Genomic DNA, 18,763 nt, shown 5'->3' with positions numbered 1-18,763 from the left:
CGTCCGTATGGCACGGCCGTCTCACCAGCGGGTCGGTCGCTACCATGGAGATCGGCTGAAGCGGGACCTGGTGAGCGCGTCCCGGTGGTCGGCTGCGCACCGGGGGGCTGGGGCCGTCGTCTTCGGGCGATCAGGGAGAGCCTGCCCCCGGTCCCTGTCTGGGAGAAGTGACGACGCGACGACCAGGATCGGCCTCGGGCTGCAGGGTTTCGATCACTTAGCGCGTTCACTAAAGCGCGAGATGTGACCGGAGCGAGGTTTATAGCATCGTTGCTATGAACTGGGGGTGGAGCTGGAACTAGAGGTTCGCAAATGGCTTGAAGACCTGCGGCGGCGTCATTCGCGCGGGTGGCCTTCTACGTCGATCTGCTTGCGGCGGAGGGGCCGCTGCTAGGAGAGCCCTACACGAAGCAGCTTGACGGCAAGCTACGTGAGCTTCGGATCCATCTCGACGAGTTCGCGGTGCGCATCACCTACTGGATCGCGCCTGGTCGCCGGATCGTGCTCTTGGCCGTGTTCCACAAGACGCGGGTTCGGGAACGTAGGGAGGTCGAGCGGGCTCGGCGGGCGATGCGCCGTTGCGTTGAGTCGGCGCACACCGTCGACGAGGAGGGAGGAGCGGCATGAGCGAGCAGGGAAGCTGGCGAGAGCTCAGGGAACGCCGGATGGCCGAGCCGGGCGCAGCCGAGGCGTACGAGGCCGCGCGCCTGGCCTACGACCTGGGCAGGACGGTCCGGGCGATGCGCGAGGGGCGGGGCTGGAGCCAGAACGAGCTGGCCCGCGAGGCGGGCATGACCCAATCGGCGGTGGCGCGGTTCGAAGCGGGCGGAACCATCCCCACGTTGCCGGTCCTGGAGCGCTTGGCACGCGCCTTGGACGCGGATGTCGAGGTCCGCCTGACGCCCAAGGCGCCGGCTGCCTGACGGCCTCCGCGTCCGTATGACGACCGGCCTCGCCGACCGAGGCGTGCGCTTGACGGTCTCGGCGGCCGTGCCGCCGCGACTTGCGTCACCGCACGAGGGGCGGGTATCGGGCTGCTCCCCTGATCGCCGTGTGATCCATCGGGCACGGCCGAGGGCATTGACCGCACTTCGTGCGTGGCGCGGATATGACGATGGCGGCCATGCGGCGTCGCGGGCCGTCGGCCGTGAACAGGGGAAACGTCATGGCCCCGCACCAAGTTCTGCGGTCTGGTCTTGTCATGCCGTGCTCAGCGGGCACAGTGAGCATGTGGGGCATGCATCGCTGAGGGTGTTCTTCGCGATCCACTGGGCGCTGCCGGGCGCGGCGGCGGTCACCGCGGGTCTGCTGTTCGGCCACCATCCGCTCCTGGTGGCCGGGGCGGTGCTGGCCTGCGTGGCGCTGCGACCCGTCCACACGGGGGCGGTCCTGCGGACGGTGATCGTGGTGGTCCTGCTGTCGCCGTTATGGTCGGCCGCGCTCGACCTCTACGCATGGATGGCGACCACGTTCGTCGACGGCCTGGAGTTCGTCGGCGCGTTTCCGTCGATCTTCCTGCGGATCCCCGGCTACCTGATCTACCTCGTCCTCGTCCTGGTGATCGGCACCGTGGGCGGATTCCTCCAGGTCGCGCTCGTGCTCGCCCCGTTGTTCGCGCTCGTCGAGCTGGAGAGCCGTGGCCGGCAGTCCTCCCGCGACCGGCGGGCCGCCCGCGTCATGACCCTCGTCGCGGATCCCACCGGGGGGCCGCCGCCGCGTTTCTCGCTCTACCTGCGGCCGTTCGCGACCACGGGCCGCCTGGCCAGCAACTCCGTGGGCGTGCAGGCAAGCGCCAGTGAGCAGCCCGGCAACATCCAGGCCGACTTCGAGGCGATCCTGGCCGCCGCCTTTCCCGCCCACCGGCCGCTGATCGCGCTCGGCGTGCCAGGCGCCCTACTACCCACTCACCCCGAAGGGGTGCAGACCTGGCCGATCAACCACACCTGGGACATCCCCGGTACCGGCAAGGTGGCGTGCACGGAGAGCGACTGGCAGGACAAGGTCAAGCTGCTCGCCAGGCAGGCCGAGCTGATCGTGATCGTCCCGCTGGCCTTCGCCGGGACGGTGTGGGAGATCAGGTGGCTGCACGCGAACCGGCTGCTGGACAAGTGCGTCTTCGTGATGCCGGCGACCATGCAGGGCGCGCGCGACTACTCCCCGGACTGGGAGGCGGCCAGCCGGGTGCTGAGGTCGCTCGGCGTCCGTCCGCCCGCCTACCGGGACTCGGGGCAGCTGCTCATGGTCGCGAAGGGCCAGAACGTGATGCGCTCGCTGCCGTCCTTCGTCCACGCCCCGCTGCCGCGCGCCACCGCTCTGCTGCTGCTGCAGTTCGCCTTCCTCCGCCGGAGAGGGCGCGAGCTCACCGAAGACCGACGGTGACCGCCCCCGACGGTGACCGCACGGTGACCGCTCCTGACGGTCCCCGACCGTGACCGCCCCCGACGGTGACCGGTCCGGTGGAGCGCCTCTCGGGCGGCCCACCGGGACGGACCGTGCCGTCAGGGGAGCAGTTTGTCCAGGGACTTGCCGATGCGTTTCTCCGAGACCGGCGTCGGGGTGCCGAGGGTCTGGGCGAAGAAGCTGACCCGCAGCTCCTCGATCATCCACCGGATCTCCAGCACGTCGGCGTCGCCCCGTCGGGCGGGCGGCAGCTTGTCGAGCACGTCGAGGTAGTCGTCCTCGACCCGGTGCACCTTGTCCATCCACTCGACGTCGCGCCACGGCTCCTCCGGCAGCTTGGCCAGCCGCCGGTCGATTGCCCGGATATATCGGGAAATGTCGGTGAGGCGGGCGGCGCCGGTCGCCGTGATGAAGCCGGGATGGACCAGTTTGCCCAACTGCTCGCGCACGTCCTCCGTCGAGGCGGACGAGCGCAGCGCCCCCAGCCTCAGGTTGACGTCGTGCCAGGCGGCCAGGATCTGCTCGACCTTCGCCAGGATCTCGGCCGCGGTGTCGTACAGCTCGGCCCGCACGTGCTGGTAGAGCCGGTCGAAGGAGACCGGGTCCCACGCGGGCCCGCCGACGTCGCGCATCAGCTTGTCCACGGCGGCGTTGACCACGTCCTCGAACAGCGCCACCGCCCCGCCGTGCGGCGAGCGCGACAGCGCCAGCTTCGCCTGGTTGGACAGGCCCCCGAGCAGCGCCTTGGCGGGCGAGGTCATGTTCAGCAGCAGCAGCCGCCTGGTGCCCAGCCACATCGCCCTGCGCTGCTCGGCCTCCGTCTCGAAGATCTTCACCGAGACCGAGGCGCCCGCGTCGAGCAGCGCGGGATAGCCCTTCATCCGGCCCTGCTCGAACACCTTCGGCAGCGTCGCGATGCTCCAGGTGGTCAGCCCCGTACGTTCCAGGTCGTCGCCGGCCGCCGACAGCGTCTGCCGCAGCCTGGGGGCCAAGCGTTTCTTCAGCGCGTCGAGGTCCTTGTCCTCGGCGATGGTCCGCTTGCGCTCGTCGACCACCCGGTAGGTGACGCGCAGGTGGTCGGGCAGCTGGTCGATCTGCCACGCCTCGCGCGGCACCCGTACCCCCGTCAGCCGCAGCAGCTCCCGCTCCAGCGCCTCCAGCAGCGGCTCGCCACCGGCCTTGACGTGCTGGAGCACCTGCTTGGCGTAGTTGGGCGCGGGCACGAAGTTGCGCCTGATGTTCTTGGGCAGCGACCTGATGAGCGCGGTGACGAGCTCCTCGCGCAGGCCAGGGATCTGCCAGTCGAAGCCGTCGGCGCTGACCTGGTTGAGCACCTGCAGCGGGACGTGCACGGTGACGCCGTCGGCCTCGGTGCCCGGCTCGAACTGGTAGGTCAGCTTCATCCGCTGGCCGAGCTGCCGCCAGCTGTCGGGGTAGTCGCGGGCGCTGACGTCCGCGCCCTCGTTGACCAACATCTCGGGGGAGAAGGTCAGCAGCGACTTGTCCTGCTGCTTCTTCCACCAGGCGTCGAAGTGCCCGGCCGAGACCACGTCGGCGGGCACCCGCTGGTCGTAGAAGTCGAACAGCGCCTCGTCGTCGACCATGATGTCGCGGCGGCGGGCGCGGTTCTCCAGCTCCTCGACCTCCTCCAGCAGCCGCCGGTTCTCGCGCAGGAAGGCGTGGTGGGTGTCCCAGTCGCCCTCGACGAGCGCGTGCCTGATGAACAGCTCACGCGACAGCTCCGGATCGATCTTCCCGTAGCCGACCTTGCGGCCGACCACGAGCGGCACGCCGTACAGGGTGACCTTCTCCAGGGCGACGACCGCGCCCTGCTTCTTCTCCCAGTGCGGCTCGGAGTAGGTGCGCTTGACCAGGTGCTGGGCCAGCGGCTCGACCCAGTCGGGCTCGATCTTGGCGTTGACCCGCGCCCACAGCCGGCTGGTCTCCACCAGCTCGGCCGACATCACCCACGCGGGCTGCTTCCTCGCCAGCGCCGAGCCGGGGAAGATGGCGAAGCGCGCGTTGCGCGCCCCGATGTACTCCTGGAGGGGCCTGCGTCCGTCACCGGACTTCTTGTCGACGACGTCCTTGACGCCCAGGTGCGACAGCAGCCCGACCAGCAGCGAGACGTGGATCTGGTACGGCGAGGCGTCCTGGCCGTTGGGATGGGCGCCGAGCGCCTGCCGTAGCTGGCTGTAGATGTCCTGCCACTCGCGCACCCGCAGGTAGTTGAGGTACTCGGTCTTGCACAGCCGCCGGAACGCGCTGGAGGACAGCTCCTTCTGCTTCTCCCGCAGGTAGTTCCACAGGTTGAGGTAGGACAGGAAGTCGGACTCGGGGTCGGCGAAGCGGCGGTGCTTCTCGTCGGCCTGCTGCTGCTTGTCGGAGGGGCGCTCGCGCGGGTCCTGGATCGACAGCGCGGCGGCGATCACCATGACCTCGCGCACGCAGCCGTTCTTGTCCGCCTCGAGCACCATGCGGGCCAGACGCGGGTCGACCGGCAGCGTGGCCAGCCTGCGCCCCATCGGGGTCAGGCCACCCGCGGCGTCGAAGGCGCCCAGCTCCTGCAGCAGGTTGACGCCGTCGCGCACCTGCCGCTGGTCCGGCGGCTCCACGAAGGGAAAGGCGGCGATGTCGCCGAGGCCGATCGTGGTCATCTGCAGGATGACGCTGGCCAGGTTCGTGCGCAGGATCTCCGGGTCGGTGAACTCGGGCCTGGCGAGGAAGTCCTCCTCCTCGTAGAGACGGATGCAGATGCCGTCGGAGGTACGGCCGCAGCGGCCCTTGCGCTGGTTGGCGGAGGCCTGCGAGATCGCCTCGATCGGCAGGCGCTGCACCTTGGTGCGGTGGCTGTAGCGGGAGATGCGGGCGTAGCCGGGGTCCACGACGTACTTGATGCCGGGCACGGTCAGCGACGTCTCGGCCACGTTGGTGGCCAGCACGATCCTGCGGCCGGTGTGCGACTGGAAGACCCGGTGCTGCTCGGCGGCCGACAGCCGCGCGTACAGCGGGAGGATCTCGGTGTTGCGGAAGTCGGCCTTGGACAGCGCGTCGAAGGCGTCGCGGATCTCCCGCTCGCCGGACAGGAACACCAGGATGTCGCCCTGCCCCTCGAGCACCAGCTCCTTGCAGGCGTGGACGATGCCCTGGGTCTGGTCGTCGTCCTCGGACAGCGGCCGGTAGCGCACCTCGACCGGGTAGGTCCGGCCCGACACCTCGATGATCGGCGCGTCGTCGAAGTGGCGGGAGAAACGCTCGGGGTCGATCGTGGCGCTGGTGATGACGACCTTGAGATCCGGTCGCCTGGGCAGCAGCTGCTTGACGTAGCCGAGGATGAAGTCGATGTTGAGGCTGCGCTCGTGGGCCTCGTCGATGATCAGCGTGTCGTACTGCTCGAGCAGCCGGTCGTTCTGCAGCTCGGCCAGCAGGATGCCGTCGGTCATCAGCTTGACGAGCGTGTTGTCGCTCGCCTTGTCGGTGAAGCGCACCTTGTAGCCGACGACGTCGCCGAGCTGGGTGTCGAGCTCCTCGGCGATGCGCTCGGCGACCGTACGGGCGGCGATCCGGCGCGGCTGGGTGTGGCCGATGACACCGCGCACGCCGCGGCCCAGCTCCAGGCAGATCTTCGGGATCTGGGTCGTCTTCCCCGAACCCGTCTCACCGGCGATGATCACGACCTGGTTGTCGCGGATCGCCTCCAGGATGTCGTCCTTGTGCTGCGAGACGGGCAGGTTGTCCGGGTACCGGATCGTGGGGACCACCTCGCGGCGGCGGGTCACGCGCTGCTCGGCACGTTCCACGTCGGCGAGGATCTCCGCGGCGATCTTCTGTTGCGCTTCGCGGGAGCGTACCCGGCGCGCGCCGTCGAGCCTGCGCCGAAGGCGCCGCTGGTCGCGCGGCATCAACGCGGGCAGGCGTGACTGGAGGTCGGTGAGCGAGGAGATCAAGGAAGGCGTTCCCATACTGCTATCAGGATATGCGTGCGGATCAACCGCTCATCGTGCCGGACTCATTCCCGCGCTCGCATCCCAATTACTCCCGCCCTCCGAGCGACCGGGATGCCGCCCGCCCGAGCGACCGGGATGCCGCCCGCCCGAGCGGCCGGGATGCCGCCCGCCCGAGCGGCCGGGATGCCGCCCGCCCGAGCGGCCGGGATGCCGCGGCGGCGCCCGCGCGGGCCGGAATTCGCGCGCCCGCGCGGGCCGGGCGGAGGCCCGGCCGCTACCGGGCGGGGACGGCGCCCGCCTGCGCGGGCGCGGCCATCAGCGCGGCGCCGATGATGCCCGCCTCGTTCTGCAGCCTGGCGGGGACCACCGGGGTGTCGATCCGCACGTGCGGCAGGAACTTGTCGGCCTTCTTGCTCACCCCGCCGCCGATGATGAACAGCGAGGGGGAGAACAGCATCTCCACGTGCTTGAGATACTCCTCGACCCGCTCGGCCCACTTGTCCCAGGACAGCTCGTGGTCCTCGCGGGCCTTGTCGGAGGCCCTGCGCTCGGCGTCCTTGCCGTTCAGCTCCAGGTGGCCGAGCTCGGTGTTGGGCACCAGCCTGCCGTCGGTGAACACCGCGCTGCCGATGCCGGTGCCGAAGGTCAGCATGATCACGACACCGTCGCGGCCCCGGCCCTCGCCGAAGGTCGCCTCGGCCAGACCGGCCGCGTCGGCGTCGTTGAGCACCCGCGCCCCGCCGAACAGCTTGCCGGCGTCGACGCCCACCCACGAACGGTGCACGTTGGCCGCGGTCCGCACGACGCCGTTGACGACCACGCCGGGGAAGGTCACGCCGACGGGCCCCTTCCACGAGAAGTGCTCGACGATCTGCGAGACCACCTCGGTCACGCCTTCGGGCTTGGCGGGCTGGGGGGTCGGGATGCGCAGCCGCTCGGCAGCGAGCGTGCCCTCTTTCACGTCCACCGGCGCGCCCTTGATGCCGGAGCCGCCGATATCGATGCCGAGAACATCCATGTCCGTGTCCTTGCCCCGAAAAGTCGCGATGAACCCGGCGTCATCCTCCCACGTATCTCGCGGCACAAGCGCACATACCAAGGAGGCAGGGATGCGGCCACGCATCGTCACACTCTGCGCAGCGGCGCTGATCCTCGGCATGATCCTCGGCACCGCCGCCCCGGCGTCGGCCGGTCTCGTCTCGGGTCGGACCAGGACCAGGTTCGACGTCGTCAACCTGGTCTCCGACATCAGGGGCAAGGCGCCGGTCACCGATCCCAAGCTGGTCAACCCGTGGGGCCTGGCCATGGGCAGGACGCTGTGGGTCTCGGCCACCGGCACCGGCGTCGCCACCGTCTACTCCGGCACGGGCAGGAAGGAGGCCACCGAGGTCAGCGTGCCCGGCGGGGCGCCCACGGGCCAGGTCGTCAACCCCACCGACGGCTTCACCGTCAAGGGCAGACCGGCCACGTTCGTCTTCGCCAGCCCGAGCGGCGCCATCACCGGCTGGAACGCCGAGGCCGACCCCAAGAACGCCGTCATCGCCGCCTTCACCCGCGGCGCCGACTACAAGGGCCTTGCCCTGATGAAGACGGAGAAGGGCGCGTTCCTGCTGGCCGCCGACTTCGCCGGCGGCCGCGTCCACGTCTTCGACTCCGACTTCAACCGGGTACGGCTGCAGCGCCGCCGGTTCGCCGACCCGTTCGTGCCCGAGGGGTACGCCCCGTTCAACGTCTCGGTGGCCCGCGGCGCGGTCTGGGTCTCCTACGCCCTCCGCGACGCCCGGACCGGCAGGTCCGTGGCCGGCAAGGGCAAGGGGTTCGTCAGCCGCTTCGACGCCGCCGGCCGCTTCACCGGACGGCTGGCCGCCCGCGGCCCGCTCAACGCCCCGTGGGCGGTGACCGTCGCGCCGCGCGGCTTCGGGCAGTACGCGGGCGCGATCCTGGTCGGGAACTTCGGTGACGGCTGGATCCACGCGTTCAGGAACGGCCGCCACCTCGGCCCGCTGCGCGACGGCGACGGCCGCCCGATCGTGCTGCCCGGCCTGTGGGACCTGGAGCCGGGCACGGCCGCCAACGGCGGCGACAACGCGCTGTGGTTCGCCGCGGGCATCGACGGCGCCCGGCACGGGCTGCTCGGCCTGATCCGGCCGGCGGGCGCCCGCGCCCCGCACACGGCCCCGCCGTCGTCGTCCGCGCCGGTGCCGCCGCCGTCCTCGACCCCGGCCCCCTCACCGGCCGCCTCCACCCCCGGCTCGGGCTACGGCTACTGAGCACCCGCCCGGCGCCGAAGACCTTCTCGTGCCACGCCCGGCCGGCTGCCGGATCGCTCACCAGATCTTGAGATGCGGCACGCCGGCCAACGCCGTCATGGTCACCATGATGTCGATAAAGTGCGGACGTGAGCGAGGGAAACTTCAGCGAGTGGCTGCGGGCGCAGTGCGAGCCCACGTGGACCGAGGTCGTCACCCATCCGTTCGCGGCGGCGATCTCCACCGGCGAGGTGGCCGACGACGACATGCGGCGCTATCTCGTCCAGGACTTCCAGTTCGTCGACACCTTCACGGCGCTGCTCGGGGCGGCGGTGGCCTGCGCCGACAGCTTCGAGGCGCGCGTGCCGTACGGGCAGTTCCTCGGGCAGGTGGCCACCACCGAGGAGAAGACCTACTTCCATCGCGCGCTCGAGGCTCTCGGCGCCGGCACGGGGCCCGCGGTGCTCGAACCGGTCACCGAGGACTTCCGCACCCTGATGGACGAGGCCAGAACCAGCCAGGACTATCCGCTGATCGTGGCGGTGCTGTGCGTGGCGGAGTGGACCTACCTGGGCTGGGCCTCGCGCGCCGCCCAGCCGTACCCGGACAGCTTCGTGTACAGGGAGTGGATCGAGCTGCACGAAGGGCCGGCGTTCCGGCAGTGGGTGGACTTCCTGCGCGGCGAGCTCGACCGGCTCGGCCCCGCCCTCGGCGAGGACCGCAGGCAGGAGGTGCTGAGCGTCTTCCGGCGGGCGGTGGAGCTGGAGAAGCGCTTCTTCGACATGGCCGCCGGCTGACGGCGGCCATGCGCACGGCCGCCGGCCGGGGGTGACGACCTCCGGCCAAGGTGACGGCCGCCGGCCGACCCCGGCGGCCAGGCGGAAGAGCCCCGGAGGGCGCCGCTACCGGCCGAGCGCGTCGGCCAGGTCGTCGGGCGCGGTGAAGTGCACGCCGATCATGCCCAGCGCGCGGGCGGCCGCCACGTTCTCCGGACGGTCGTCGACGAACAGGCAGCGCTCCGGCGCGACGCCCGCGATCTCGGCCGCCAGCTCGTAGATGCGCGGGTCGGGCTTGGCCAGGCCGACCCGGGCGCTGCTGACCACGGCGTCGGCGAAGTGGGTCAGGCCCAGCAGGTCGAGGTGCGCCTCCAGCGTGTCCATGGCGTTGGTCACCAGGATCACCGGCACCCGCTGCTGCGCCTCGGCCAGCAGCGCCCTGACCTCCTCGTCGACCCAGAACGGCACCTGGGCGAACTCGGCCGCCGCCTGGCGGGCCCGCTCGTCGCCGCCCAGCGCCTCGGCGATCGACTCGACCCACTGCGCCTCGGTGATGTGGCCGAGGACGGCGGGCTGGATGCGGTCGGGCGCGAAGGCCGTCTTGATCAGCGGCAGGCCGTAGCGGGCCTCGATGTTGGCCTGGACGGCGTGGTCGAACTGGCGCAGCACGCCGTCGAGGTCGCTGAGAACAGCGTCGTAGGAGGAGGTCACAGCCACCCATTGTGCCGGGCCAGCCGGGCCGCCTCGATCCTGTTCCTGGTGTGCGTCTTGCCGATGGCCGCCGACAGGTGGTTGCGCACCGTGCTCTCCGACAGGTGCAGCCTGGCGGCCAGGTCGGCGATCGTGGATCCGTCGAGCGCGGCGGCCAGCACCTCGCGCTCCCTGTCGGTGAGGGGGTTGGCGCCCGCGTGCAGGGCGGCGGCGGCCAGCGTGGGGTCGACGATCCGCTCGCCCGCCACGGCTCTCCTGATGGCCTGCGCCAGCTCCTCGACCGGCGCGTCCTTCACCAGGAACCCCGCCGCGCCCGCCTCCATCGCCCTGCGCAGGTAGCCGGGCCTGCCGAACGTGGTCAGGATCAGCACGACGACCCCCGCCTCGTGCAGCTCGGCGGCGGCGTCCAGACCGCTGCGGCGCGGCAGTTCGATGTCGAGCAGCGCCACGTCGGGCCGCGCCTGGCGGGCGGTGGCGGCGATCGCCGCGCCGTCGGCGACCTGGGCGACCACCTCCAGGTCGTCCTCCATGCCGAGCAGCAGGGCGAGCGCGTCGCGCATCATGCCCTGGTCCTCGGCGATCAGCACCCTGATCACACCGGCACCGCCACCCTGAGCGTGAACCGCTCGCCCTCGACCGCCGCGGCCACCTCGGCGCCCCGTTCGGCCAGTCCCTTCAGCCCGTTCCCCCGGACGAACGAGCCGGGCGCGCCGTCGTTGACGATCTCCAGAACCACCCTGCCGCCCGCGTCGCGCACCGTGATGGCGCACGTGCTCGCCCTGGCGTGCCTGATCACGTTCGTCACTCCTTCCCTGACCGCCCACCCGAGCAGCACGTCGGCCTCCGGCGGCAGCCGTACCTCCACCGGCTCGACCTCGGCCCGCACGCCCGCCTCCTCCAGCGCCAGCCGGGCGGCCGCCAGTTCGTCGGCCATGCCGCGCCCCCGGTAGCCCGCGACCGCGGCGCGGACCTCGCCCAGCGCCCTGCGCCCGATCTCCTCGATGTCGGCCGCCTGGGCCGCCGCCGCGCCCGCGTCGCGCGGCGCCAGCCTGCGCACCGCCTCGGCCTTGACCACCACCAGCGACAGCGTGTGGCCCAGCAGGTCGTGCAGGTCGCGGGAGAAGCGCTCGCGCTCCCGCGCGACCGCGGCCCTGGCAAGCTCCTCCCTGGCCGCCGACAGCTTCAGCGTGAGGTGCACGACGACGCCCGCCATGAACGTGCCCCAGGCGACGGCCGCCACCCCGTCCGTGCCGCCGCCCGCCCGCCACGTCACCAGCATCGAGGCGAGCGTGACGACCGCCAGCGCGTACGGCAGCGCCCGCCCCCGCACCACGATCCCGCACGCGATGGACACCAGCGGCAGCAGGTACAGCCACGCGCCGCCGTAGGCGAGGCCGAGCGCGAGCGCCGTCACGGCGAGCACGGCCAGGGGCGGCAGTGACGCGGTCCTGACCGACAGCAGGTAGGCCGCCACCACGAGCGACAGGCCCAGCGCTCCGCCCCACGTCGGCGCGCTGACCAGCGTGTAGGCGGGAAAGTAGGCCACCGCGACCCAGGCGTAGAACGGGCGCATCCTCACCTCCAGTACGCCAGATTGTGCCCGACGGCGTGCCGGGCGCCTCATCGGCGTCCGGCCGGCACGTCCACGGCCGCGCATCCTGCCAGCGGGAACGCCGGAACGAGTGGAATCCTCATGCCTCCAGGGTTGCGGATCGCCCGGATCCGCCGAAGAATCATCGATCCGGTGTTCACCAGGACGAAAGTCCCGGGGCACTACGATCGTCCGAGACATGAAAACGCACCAGCTACCGGCGAGTCTTTGCCGGCTGTTCGAGGACGGCGGCCGCGGGCGGTCGCTGTCCTTCGGGTTGCCCGCGGGCGAGCTCGTGTGGCCGGATCAGCCGGCCAGACGTCCGGCTTTCTGGATGAGCGAGGAGCCCGCGCCCGGCGGGCTGTGGGCGGCGATGCGGGCCGAGCACCCTCACTCGGGGCTGTGGCCGGTGCTGCTCGACGAGTCGGCGCAGCCCTGGTCGTCGGCGCAGGTGATGCCCGACTCGCCGGACCTCATCGACACCTTCACCGCGGCCGGTTTCATGGCCGAGGTGTGGCAGGACTGGGTGGCGCAGGTGCCCGCCGACTCCCTGGTGGAGATCGAGCCGTTCGGGCCGATCTGTCCCGGCCTGGCCGCGCCGGGGAAGCTGCGCGGCGACCCCGGCCAGGTGGCCGACTGGTACGCGGGGATACTGGCCGAGCGCGGCATGCCGCTCGGGCTGGCCGCCGCCCGCAGGGGTGCCGACACGCTGGCCGTGATGGGCTGGCAGGGCGCCCTGCACCACAACGAGTGGATGGTGCCGCTGGCCGCCGTCGTGCGCAGCTGGGAAGAGCGATTCGGCGCCCGCCTGGTCGCGATGGGGTTCAACACGCTGGAGCTGAGCGTGGCCGCGCCGCCGGTCACCCGCGAGCACGCGCTGCACGTGGCGGCCGAGCACTGGGCGTTCTGCCCCGACAACGTGGTGCAGGGGGCCGGCGACCTGTACGGCTACGCCGAGCAGATCGCCGGCCAGTACTTCTGGTCCTTCTGGTGGGACTGACCGGCGGACTGAGCCCGCGGGGGCGGCCGCCCGCCGCCTAGCGGAAGTCGATCTCGGGCGTGGGCAGCTCGACGTCCTGCGGGCCGTACCACCTGGTCCGGTCGGCGGGCACCTCGGTCAGCGGCCGGCTGAGCACGAACGGCACGCTGATCGTGCTGCCGGCCAGGTCGACGGTCACGGTCGCGCCCGTGCCCGTCTCACCGCTGTAGGTGGCGTCGGTGCCGGCGAGCACCAGGCCGAGGCGGTGGCCCTTCCTGAAGACGTAGTCGTGCGGGAGCGTCTCCCAGGCGACCCTGCCGTACTCGCCGGCGGGCAGCGGGCTGGGTGACGACAGCGAGTCGCGGTTCTGCACGTCGATCCAGCCGCGGGCGACGATCTCCAGGGGACGGGTGGCCAGGTTGGTGGACACCTTCCGGTAGCAACCGTCGTCGGCGGCGGTCGCCTCGCCGTGGCAGTCCTCCTCGGCAAGCGTGGTGATGCCCTGGCCGCGCCGCCAGTCGACGCGGGTGGTCTCGCCGAAGTCGACGAGCAGCGCGGTCAGGTTGGCGGTCGGCCGGTCCAGCGCCACCCGCAGGTCGACCAGGGGCGTGCCGGAAAGGCGCAGGTCGAGGGGGAGCGGCCCGGTGGTGTAGGCGAGCCGGCCCGGCTTGGCGGTGCCGACGTCGGCGACCATCTCCGTCTCCGGCATCCGCAGGTCGGTGAACGTCGCCGTCGTCCCCCTGCGCGCCGGCAGCAGCCCGAGCCCGCCGTCGGCGGCGGGGCGCAGCGGCACCCGCACCGCCCCGCGCGCCGGCCAGTCGCGCTGGGTGATCCATTGCGCCGGGCCCACCTGGACGTCGGCGACCGGCTCGCGCATGATCCCGTTGGGCACGCCGAGGAGCCAGTGGTCGAACCACCGGTGCAGCGTGTCGACCCACAGGTCGCGCCTGCCCTCGAAGTCGAACGGGTCGACGTGCTGGTACTGGCCGACCCAGATCTTGCGCGGCACGCCGCGCCGGCCCAGCGCCGCCCACCAGGCGGAGAAGTTGTCGGGCTTGACGTTCAGGTCGTTGCCGGTGTGGACGACGAACACGCTGGCCCTGACGTTGGCGACGTCCTTCTCGTAGTCGCGCAGCCGCCAGAAGGCGTTGTAGTCGCCCGTGTCGTCGCCGTCCTCGGCGTCCATCCCGGCCCGTACGGCGGCGCACTTGGCGTCGGGGTCGGTGTCGACGACGTTGGCCAGCCACGAGGCGTAGTTGTAGTTGTAGACGACGCCGTTGGAGCGCTGATAGCGGTACCAGGAGCTGATCGCCGAGATCGGGACGATCGTCTCCAGGCCTTCGACGCCCGTGGCGGCCACGGCGTTGGCCAGCGTCCCGTCGTACGACTTGCCGATCATGGCGGCCTTGCCGGTGGTCCACGTCGCCTCGGCGGGGGAGCCGTCGGCGCGGTAGGCCTTCGCCCTGCCGTTCAGCCAGTCGATGACGGTCTTACCGCCGAGGACGTCGGCCTGCCCGCCAGTGTCCGGACAGCCGTCCGACCTGGTGGTGCCCAGCATGTCCACGTTGAGGACGGCGTAGCCGCGCGGGACGAAGTAGTTGTCGTAGAAGAGCGGGAACTTCGCCAGGTCGCCCGCGGTGTCGTAGACCTTGCGCTCGGCCTCGTTGCCGCGGCCCGAGTTGTCGTAGTAGGGGCTCTCGTCGATGATCACCGGCACCTTGAGCGAGGGGCCGGACTCCCGGGGCCGGATGATGTCCACCCGCACCCGGTCGAGGCGGCCGTCGGCGTCGCTGTCGATCGGGGCCTCGACGTAGACGTGCTCGCGGATGGCGTCGGCGTAGGAGAAGACGGGTTGGGAGCGGTCGTTCTCGACGGTGATGGCGACGGCGGCCCGCGCGGGGGGCGCGGTGGTCGCGACGAGGGTCAGCGCGATGAGGGTCGCCCGTAAGCGTGACACGCGAGGTCCTCCTGGGGGTGGGGGGACTGACCATGATCGGGCGTGCCGATCACCTTTTATAGTGCACCGGCTGGCCGGTATAGTTTCAGGCCATGCCGAGACCGAGTTCGAGAGAGCGGCTGCTCGACGCCGCCGCCGAGGTGCTGATCGGCGACGGGGCCGAAGCGCTGACCCTGGAGGCCGTGGCCCAGCGCGCGGGCGTGTCGAAGGGCGGCCTGTTCTATCACTTCCCGACCAAACAGGCCCTGGTGGCCGCCATGGTCGGCCGGCTCACCACCGCCTTCGACGCCGCGCTGGCCGTCGCAGGCGACCGGCCGGGCGACTTCCTGCGCGCCTACGTCGAGGCCACCATCCCCCCGAGTGTTCCGGAGTCCCGCACGGCGGCTCATGCCGGCAAGCCGCCGGCGCAGGCTCATGCCGACCAGGTGCCGGGGGAGCCTCATGCCGGCCAGGTTCCGGGGGAGCCTCATGCCGGCCAGGTGCCGGGGGAGCCTCATGCCGGCCAGGTGCCGGCGGCGGCTCCCGCCGACCAGGTGACGGCGGCGCTGCTGGCCGCCGTCATCGTCGACCCCGCCGGGCTCGCGCCGCTGCGGGAGAGGTTCGCCGCCTGGCAGACGCGGCTGACCGGCGACGGCATCGACCCCGCCGTGGCCACGACCGTACGGCTGGCCGTGGACGGCTGGTGGGCGGCCAGGCTGTTCGGCCTCGGCGAGCCCGACCCTGAACTGCACGAGCGCACCCGCCGCCACCTCCTGGAGATGATCGACCGTGCTGCGAACGACTAAGGCCCTCATGCTGGTGACGGACGTCGGGTTCGTCGTGTACTTCACGGTGACCGGTCTGGGGCTGATCCCCGCCGAGTGGGCCTTCGCCGACTACGCCAACCCGTTGATGGCCGACTGGAACTGGTCGTTCCTCTGGATCGACCTGGCGGCAAGCGCGACCGGGCTGGCCAGCCTGTGGCTGCTGCGCGGCGGGCGGCGGCAAGGGGAGCCGCTCATGCTGGTGTCGCTGGTGCTCACCATGGCGTCGGGGCTCATGGCCGTGGCGTTCTGGACGCTGCGGGGCGACTTCTCCCCGGCCTGGTGGATCCCGAACCTGTACCTGCTGCTGTTCCCGCTGCCCGCCGTCATCCGGCTGACCGGCGGACCCCGCCTGGCCGCATCGGCGTCCGGCTGACCGGCGGGTCCGGCCTGGCCGCATCGGCGTCCGGCTGACTGGCGGGCTCGGCCGGGCCGCTCCAGCGTCCGGCTGAGCGCGGGGGCGGGCTCCCGTACGCGGGGCGCCGCGGGGGAGTCCGTAGAGTTGGGGCGGACGAAGGAGATTCATGGTGATCAAGGCAGTGGTGTTCGACGTCGGCGAGACGTTGATCGACGAGACGCGCATCTGGTCGCGCTGGGCCGACCGGCTGGGTGTGCCCGGCTTCGCGTTCATGGGCGTCCTCGGCGGCACCGCCGCGCTCGACCGCTCCCACCGCGACGCCTTCGAGATCATCCGCCCCGGCCTCGACGTCGAGGCCGAGATCGCCGCATGGGAGAAGGACGAGCCCGGCAGCCTGCGCAACCACTTCGACGCCGACGACCTGTACCCCGACGTACGGCCCGCCCTCGTCGAGCTGCGCGCGGCGGGAGTTCAGGTGATCATCGCCGGCAACCAGCCCACCAGGGCCTACGACGCGCTCGTCGCCATGGACCTGCCGGTCGACTCCATCCACACCTCCGACGGCTGGGGCGTGGCCAAGCCCGCCCCCGCCTTCTTCGCCAAGGTGGCCGCCGTGGCCGGCCGGCGCCCCGAGGAGATCCTGTACGTCGGCGACCGGCTCGACAACGACGTGCTGCCCGCGGGCAGGGCGGGCATGCGGACCGCGCTCCTGCGCCGGGGCCCTTGGGGCTACCTGCACGCCGACAGGGCGGAGGCGAGCGCCGCCGACGCCGTCATCGACGACCTGCACGGCGTGCTGCCCGCCCTGCGACGGCTCGGCACCGACTAGGGCGGATCGCGCTCGGTTTGGGCGGATTCCGACCGGCTTGGGCGGATCCCGGCTGGCTAGGGCAGATCTCGCTCGATGCGGATCGCCCGCTCCTCGGCGGACAGGTCACCGGAGTCGGCCCCCACCTCCTCGGCGACCTCCTCGCTCTCCACGTCGGGGGCCAGCCCCTCGTCGGGCGCCACCAGCCGGTGCTCCTCGCGCGGCGTGCGATCCCGCTCGGGCGCCTCGCGCCACATCCGCTCGGCCACGGTGTCCTGGTGCCGGGGGTCGTCCTCCTCGATGACGTGCTCCCTGCCGAGGTCCTCGGTCCAGCCCTCGACCTCTATCTCCTGCTCGTCGCTGAGTCCGTAGCGGTCTGGTGGTTGTTGGCTCATGCCTGGTGCCCTACCCCTCCTCCGGCGGGGAACCCTCCTGCCAGGCGCATCACGCCCGACGAGGCGGTCGGCGCATCGTGCCCGACGAGGAGGCCGGCGCACGTGGACCCCGGCGCATCGCCTGACGAGGCGGCCGGCGCATCACACCGCGCCGCCCATCGCGCCCCATCGCGCCCCATCGCGCCCCCCGCCGCGCCCCCATCGCGTCCCCACCGCAGGGGCTCAGCGGCCGATCGCGGCGCCGATCAGGGCCCGCGGGTCGGCCGCGCCCGCGAGGCCGCCTCCGGGCAGCACGTCGATGAGGTGCGCGTGCCCGAACCCCGTCCCGTACGGCCTGCCCGCCACCGGATGGCCGAGCGTAGCGAGCCCGTCGGCCCAGCCGGCGCCCTCCTCCAACTCCATGACGGTCGTGTCGGGCGCGTCCCACGTGTCGAAGCCGGTGCCGCCGGTCGCCAGCCGCCAGCGGGGCGCGCCGATGGCCTCGCCCGGCGTCTGGCCGTGCCGGAGCAGCCTGGTGATGACCTGCAGCAGGATCTGCGGCTGCGCGTCGCCGCCCATCGTCCCCACGACCGCGCGGAGGGAGCCGTCCGGCCTGGTGACCAGGGCCGGTGTGAGCGTGTGCGGGGGACGCCGGCCGGGGCCGTACTCGGCGGGGTGTCCGGGGGTCAGCGAGAAGCCGATGCCGCGGTTGTGCAGGTTGATCCCGGTGCTCGGCTCGACCAGTAGGCTGCCGAAGCCCGAGGCGTTCGACTGGATGAGCGACACGCCCATGCCGTCGCCGTCGACCGCGCACAGGTACGTCGTGTCGCCCTCGGCGGTCAGGCCGGGCACCGTCAGCCGGGCGGCGGGATCGACCAGCGCGCGGCGCCGCTCGATCTCGGCCGTCGACACCAGGTCTTCCGCGTGCTCGTGCAGGAGCGCGAGCCGGTCGTGGCCGGCGATCCTGGCCGCCTCGCCCAGCAGGTGCGCCCAGAGGGGGTCGTCGGGCGCGGCGGGCAGGTCGAGCCCGTCCACGATGCCGAGCGACAGCAGCAGCAGGTAGCCCTGGGAGTTCGGCGGCATCGACCACACCTGGTGGCCGAAGGCCGGTACGCGCAGCGGCTCCACCCAGTCGGCCAGCGGCTCGGCCAGGTCGTCGTCCGTGTACTCGCCCGCGCCCAGCTTCAGCAGGCCCTGGCCGAACTCGCCCTGGTAGAAGCCCTCCCGTCCGGAGCCGGCGATCGCCTCCAGCGTGCGGGCCACGCCCCGTCTGGTCATGACCTGGCCCGGGGTGAAGCCGCCGGCGAAGTCGGGGTGGCCGACCGTCGAGGCGATGGGCGCCAGCAGCGGCGAGACGGGGAAGCCGCCGGCGGCCAGTTCGACGGCGGGGGCGAGCACCGTGCCCAGCGGCAGCCTGCCGTACCGGGAGTGCAGCGCGAGCCAGCCGTCGACGCAGCCGGGCACCGGCACCGACCTGATGTCGTGATGGTGCGGCATGCGGGTGTGGCCCTCGGCCCTGAGCCGGTCGGGATCCGCGCCCGACCCGGCGCGGCCCGAGGCGTTGAGCGCGCTGACCCTGCTCCCCGCGCCGCCGGGAGCCTGCCCGCCGCCGCCCTCGTGGACGAGGGCGAACAGGTCGCCGCCGAGGCCGCACATGTGGGGGGCGGTGACCGTGAGGACCGCGTTGGTGGCGATGGCGGCGTCGGCGGCCGAGCCGCCGCGGTCGAGCATGGTCAGGCCGGCGGCGGAGGCGAGGTGGTCGACGCTGCACACCATGCCGGATCGGGCGTATCGGGTGTTCTGCACGGAA

The 18,763-nt window shown here is 72.1% G+C and carries 17 protein-coding genes; 9 read left to right on the top strand and 8 right to left on the bottom strand.

What is annotated here, in order from left to right; all coding sequences use genetic code 11:
• Positions 1 to 348 precede the first annotated feature (348 nt).
• The 3 genes from ABZX22_RS01355 (at position 349) to ABZX22_RS01345 (ending at position 2,379) form a co-directional block, all read left to right on the top strand.
• A complete protein-coding gene (locus ABZX22_RS01355) occupies positions 349 to 627 on the top strand; it encodes a type II toxin-antitoxin system RelE/ParE family toxin (RefSeq protein ID WP_354904789.1) in 279 nt (92 codons plus the stop codon).
• Positions 624 to 923 (top strand): helix-turn-helix transcriptional regulator, encoded by a 300-nt coding sequence (locus ABZX22_RS01350; protein ID WP_354904787.1) that lies wholly within the window; start codon positions 624 to 626, stop codon positions 921 to 923. Before ABZX22_RS01355 ends, ABZX22_RS01350 begins: the two co-directional genes overlap by 4 nt.
• A 307-nt stretch (positions 924 to 1,230) precedes the next feature.
• A complete protein-coding gene (locus ABZX22_RS01345; RefSeq protein ID WP_354904785.1) occupies positions 1,231 to 2,379 on the top strand; it encodes a hypothetical protein in 1,149 nt (382 codons plus the stop codon).
• Positions 2,380 to 2,498: 119 nt separating this feature from the next.
• On the opposite strand, the gene hrpA is transcribed toward ABZX22_RS01345, so the two are convergent.
• Both hrpA and ppgK read right to left on the bottom strand, forming a co-directional pair.
• Entirely contained in the window at positions 2,499 to 6,362 is a 3,864-nt protein-coding gene (gene hrpA, locus ABZX22_RS01340) for an ATP-dependent RNA helicase HrpA (protein ID WP_354904783.1), read from the bottom strand.
• A gap of 259 nt (positions 6,363 to 6,621) precedes the next feature.
• The gene (gene ppgK, locus ABZX22_RS01335; protein WP_354904781.1) at positions 6,622 to 7,365 is read right to left on the bottom strand and encodes a polyphosphate--glucose phosphotransferase; all 744 of its coding nucleotides are present in this window, start codon (positions 7,363 to 7,365) and stop codon (positions 6,622 to 6,624) included.
• Positions 7,366 to 7,456: 91 nt separating this feature from the next.
• Here ppgK and ABZX22_RS01330 point away from each other — a divergent pair, with 91 nt between their 5' ends.
• Together ABZX22_RS01330 and ABZX22_RS01325 are read left to right on the top strand one after the other, a co-directional pair.
• Positions 7,457 to 8,617 carry a TIGR03118 family protein gene (locus ABZX22_RS01330; protein ID WP_354904779.1) on the top strand — a complete coding sequence of 387 codons (1,161 nt, stop codon included), beginning with the start codon at positions 7,457 to 7,459 and terminating at the stop codon, positions 8,615 to 8,617.
• Between the two features lie 128 nt (positions 8,618 to 8,745).
• On the top strand, positions 8,746 to 9,393 hold the full coding sequence (locus ABZX22_RS01325; RefSeq protein ID WP_354904777.1) for a TenA family protein: 648 nt from the start codon (positions 8,746 to 8,748) through the stop codon (positions 9,391 to 9,393).
• Between the two features lie 105 nt (positions 9,394 to 9,498).
• Here the strand turns inward: ABZX22_RS01325 and ABZX22_RS01320 are convergent, their stop codons facing one another.
• The 3 genes from ABZX22_RS01320 to ABZX22_RS01310 are packed head-to-tail and all read right to left on the bottom strand — an operon-like array spanning position 9,499 to position 11,656.
• Entirely contained in the window at positions 9,499 to 10,083 is a 585-nt protein-coding gene (locus tag ABZX22_RS01320; protein WP_354904774.1) for an HAD-IA family hydrolase, read from the bottom strand.
• Positions 10,080 to 10,679 carry a response regulator transcription factor gene (locus ABZX22_RS01315; protein ID WP_354904772.1) on the bottom strand — a complete coding sequence of 200 codons (600 nt, stop codon included), beginning with the start codon at positions 10,677 to 10,679 and terminating at the stop codon, positions 10,080 to 10,082. The genes ABZX22_RS01320 and ABZX22_RS01315 overlap by 4 nt, the downstream gene beginning before the upstream one ends.
• Positions 10,676 to 11,656 carry a histidine kinase gene (locus tag ABZX22_RS01310; RefSeq protein WP_354904768.1) on the bottom strand — a complete coding sequence of 327 codons (981 nt, stop codon included), beginning with the start codon at positions 11,654 to 11,656 and terminating at the stop codon, positions 10,676 to 10,678. The genes ABZX22_RS01315 and ABZX22_RS01310 overlap by 4 nt, the downstream gene beginning before the upstream one ends.
• Before the next feature lie 217 nt (positions 11,657 to 11,873).
• Between ABZX22_RS01310 and ABZX22_RS01305 the strand changes: the two genes are divergently transcribed.
• Positions 11,874 to 12,674 carry a DUF4253 domain-containing protein gene (locus ABZX22_RS01305; protein ID WP_354904766.1) on the top strand — a complete coding sequence of 267 codons (801 nt, stop codon included), beginning with the start codon at positions 11,874 to 11,876 and terminating at the stop codon, positions 12,672 to 12,674.
• Between the two features lie 37 nt (positions 12,675 to 12,711).
• Here ABZX22_RS01305 and ABZX22_RS01300 read toward each other — a convergent pair whose 3' ends face one another.
• Positions 12,712 to 14,610 carry a Xaa-Pro dipeptidyl-peptidase gene (locus ABZX22_RS01300; RefSeq protein ID WP_354904764.1) on the bottom strand — a complete coding sequence of 633 codons (1,899 nt, stop codon included), beginning with the start codon at positions 14,608 to 14,610 and terminating at the stop codon, positions 12,712 to 12,714.
• 92 nt (positions 14,611 to 14,702) lie between these two features.
• Between ABZX22_RS01300 and ABZX22_RS01295 the strand changes: the two genes are divergently transcribed.
• The 3 genes from ABZX22_RS01295 to ABZX22_RS01285 all read left to right on the top strand — a co-directional run bounded on the left by ABZX22_RS01295 (position 14,703) and on the right by ABZX22_RS01285 (position 16,600).
• Positions 14,703 to 15,395, top strand: a complete 693-nt coding sequence (locus ABZX22_RS01295) for a TetR/AcrR family transcriptional regulator (protein ID WP_354904761.1) — start codon at positions 14,703 to 14,705, stop codon at positions 15,393 to 15,395.
• Entirely contained in the window at positions 15,379 to 15,789 is a 411-nt protein-coding gene (locus ABZX22_RS01290) for a DUF5360 family protein (protein WP_354904759.1), read from the top strand. Before ABZX22_RS01295 ends, ABZX22_RS01290 begins: the two co-directional genes overlap by 17 nt.
• A gap of 148 nt (positions 15,790 to 15,937) precedes the next feature.
• Positions 15,938 to 16,600: an HAD-IA family hydrolase gene (locus ABZX22_RS01285; RefSeq protein ID WP_354904757.1), complete on the top strand. Its 663-nt coding sequence runs from the start codon at positions 15,938 to 15,940 to the stop codon at positions 16,598 to 16,600.
• Between the two features lie 56 nt (positions 16,601 to 16,656).
• On the opposite strand, the gene ABZX22_RS01280 is transcribed toward ABZX22_RS01285, so the two are convergent.
• Complete coding sequence (locus tag ABZX22_RS01280; RefSeq protein ID WP_354904755.1) at positions 16,657 to 16,974, bottom strand: DUF5709 domain-containing protein; 318 nt, start codon at positions 16,972 to 16,974, stop codon at positions 16,657 to 16,659.
• Between the two features lie 222 nt (positions 16,975 to 17,196).
• Positions 17,197 to 18,759 (bottom strand): gamma-glutamyltransferase, encoded by a 1,563-nt coding sequence (locus tag ABZX22_RS01275; RefSeq protein ID WP_354904752.1) that lies wholly within the window; start codon positions 18,757 to 18,759, stop codon positions 17,197 to 17,199.
• Positions 18,760 to 18,763 lie beyond the last annotated feature (4 nt).

It is taken from the genome of Nonomuraea sp. NPDC003804, from assembly GCF_040610675.1.
Lineage (GTDB): Bacteria > Actinomycetota > Actinomycetes > Streptosporangiales > Streptosporangiaceae > Nonomuraea.
Note: the sequence above shows the minus strand (reverse complement) of the source record. Positions and strands in the feature narration are given on the sequence as shown.

What these genes read in the sequence shown, in the direction of transcription:
- ABZX22_RS01350 (WP_354904787.1), top strand. Translation starts at nt 624, where the DNA reads ATGAGCGAGCAGGGAAGCTGGCGAGAGCTCAGGGAACGCCGGATGGCC.
- hrpA (WP_354904783.1), bottom strand. Translation starts at nt 6,362, where the DNA reads ATGGGAACGCCTTCCTTGATCTCCTCGCTCACCGACCTCCAGTCACGC.
- ppgK (WP_354904781.1), bottom strand. Translation starts at nt 7,365, where the DNA reads ATGGATGTTCTCGGCATCGATATCGGCGGCTCCGGCATCAAGGGCGCG.
- ABZX22_RS01330 (WP_354904779.1), top strand. Translation starts at nt 7,457, where the DNA reads ATGCGGCCACGCATCGTCACACTCTGCGCAGCGGCGCTGATCCTCGGC.
- ABZX22_RS01310 (WP_354904768.1), bottom strand. Translation starts at nt 11,656, where the DNA reads ATGCGCCCGTTCTACGCCTGGGTCGCGGTGGCCTACTTTCCCGCCTAC.
- ABZX22_RS01305 (WP_354904766.1), top strand. Translation starts at nt 11,874, where the DNA reads ATGAAAACGCACCAGCTACCGGCGAGTCTTTGCCGGCTGTTCGAGGAC.
- ABZX22_RS01295 (WP_354904761.1), top strand. Translation starts at nt 14,703, where the DNA reads ATGCCGAGACCGAGTTCGAGAGAGCGGCTGCTCGACGCCGCCGCCGAG.
- ABZX22_RS01285 (WP_354904757.1), top strand. Translation starts at nt 15,938, where the DNA reads ATGGTGATCAAGGCAGTGGTGTTCGACGTCGGCGAGACGTTGATCGAC.
- ABZX22_RS01280 (WP_354904755.1), bottom strand. Translation starts at nt 16,974, where the DNA reads ATGAGCCAACAACCACCAGACCGCTACGGACTCAGCGACGAGCAGGAG.